Genomic DNA, 1790 nt, shown 5'->3' with positions numbered 1-1790 from the left:
CACGAAGCTCGGAAGCAGTACTAGCGGTAACTACCGTGTTGCCAGGCATGGCAGTAAGAACGGTATTACCAGCTGTAGGAGTAGCGCAGGTTATACGATAACCGCAACTAATAACTCGATAACGATTATATAGGGTAGCAAGCTGGTCAAAGCCATAAGGCTGATGACCTATACCCGAACGATTAGGATCGAAAAGAGAATTGAGATTCATATGAACATCTCCGAATAAAGCTCCACCTGAGATTACATCGGAGTATTTCATTTTTGTAATGTAGCGTTGAGCAATCGGAGCCAATGCTCGATTTACATTAACAGTGGTTCGTTTAGGTCGACGCGCAAAACGCTTACGACGAATTAGCTTACGCTTAGGCTGATATTTACGGGCCATTTATACTTAGGTTAAACATAATTATCCCATGACCGGGATATTTTAAATGTTAATTCTTCTCTTAATTCATCATCACCAAATGTATACATTAAGAATCGAATCATTCTGATTCCATCTCTGTCGTCTAGCCATCCTGAGTACCAGTCTATTATACGCGACTTACACTTGAGAATCGCCGACGAATAATCTTTAATGCCAAATTGAGCATTAACTTTCCAATGCCATGTGTCTATCAAACTTTCACGGAGTTTATGTCTCTCCGCGCGAGACTTACGTTGCACTTGAGTACTAGCGAGCGGGGTCTCATTGTATGCACCCACATGTTCTATTGTATCACCTTTACGTACTACCACTAGGTCTTCAAGTTTAGGGGTTTCTTGTATTATTTTTTGTAATATTTCATGCGTTAGAAGTACGGTATATGTAGAGTTTTTTATCACATAGGCACACCAGTTTTCTAAACTGTCGTGATTGCGGAATGACCAGTCATTCTGGCCGCTATGAGTTGCAAATTCGGGTAATTTGGATAATCGATTACGAACTGTTTGATTTGTAATTGGAACATCTGACTCAAACCAGACGTGAAAATGCGCATGCTCTTTGAAAGTACCGCCTTTGGAACCACCTTCATGACGAACGATGGATTTGACTCCGGGGACCTTCAATAGAGCTTCATATATTTCCGGGGAGATTTTACCGAACCGGAGGTGTTTGTGTTTACCGGGAGGGTCTTCGGACCGGACCATTTATACAAAGGCCGGAGATTTTAGTTTTGAGATTTTAGGCGCTGCCGGGGGTCTTATAAGTAGACCCCCGTTTGCTTGGCCGGCTAAAGCCGGGAGCCCGGACGACCGGCGTTGCCGGAGCCCGGACTTTATTGGCGTACGCACCATCTCGAAGCTCGCTTTGAACCCTCCGCATGTACCATGCTACTGTGCCGTCGCATCACCAAAAGGGTGAGGCGACGCGCCGTCCCATCCGCATGTAAACTTGCGAAGGGACCCTAAAATACTTATGACTGTCCAAGGGACTTAATATCGAAAAATTCGACGGTATATTCCATTACAATTTGAATGGTCGTCGAAGTAATAGGAGTATCGGATGCAAGACCGAATAGCTGAATATTCAAAATTGCTAGCTCGTTAGGGCTTCCACTGACTTCCGACTGATAGCGGTCGTCTGCCATGTATTGCGCCTTGGTACGTCCTACAAGGGACGGAAGATAACTCTTACCAGTAAGTATCATAGTATTGCCACCTCCGGTTTGAGTAATATACTTACAACGAGGATTCTCACGAAGCTCGGAAGCAGTACTAGCGGTAACTACCGTGTTGCCAGGCATGGCAGTAAGAACGGTATTACCAGCTGTAGGAGTAGCGCAGGTTATACGATAACCGCAACT

The 1790-nt window shown here is 44.7% G+C and carries 3 protein-coding genes; all 3 read right to left on the bottom strand.

What is annotated here, in order from left to right:
* Positions 1 to 388 (bottom strand): hypothetical protein (locus HWQ67_RS17590; RefSeq protein WP_218254000.1); only part of this gene is annotated, 388 nt, incomplete at its 3' end.
* A gap of 11 nt (positions 389 to 399) precedes the next feature.
* Positions 400 to 1053: a hypothetical protein gene (locus HWQ67_RS17585; RefSeq protein WP_218253999.1), complete on the bottom strand. Its 654-nt coding sequence runs from the start codon at positions 1051 to 1053 to the stop codon at positions 400 to 402.
* A gap of 347 nt (positions 1054 to 1400) precedes the next feature.
* A partial coding sequence (locus tag HWQ67_RS17580; RefSeq protein WP_218253998.1) for a hypothetical protein occupies positions 1401 to 1790 on the bottom strand: 390 nt, incomplete at its 5' end.

Source organism: Candidatus Magnetobacterium casense (genome assembly GCF_019173545.1).
GTDB lineage: Bacteria > Nitrospirota > Thermodesulfovibrionia > Thermodesulfovibrionales > Magnetobacteriaceae > Magnetobacterium > Magnetobacterium cryptolimnobacter.
The sequence above is the reverse complement of the archived record's forward strand: the minus strand, read 5'-3'. Positions and strand labels throughout refer to the sequence as shown.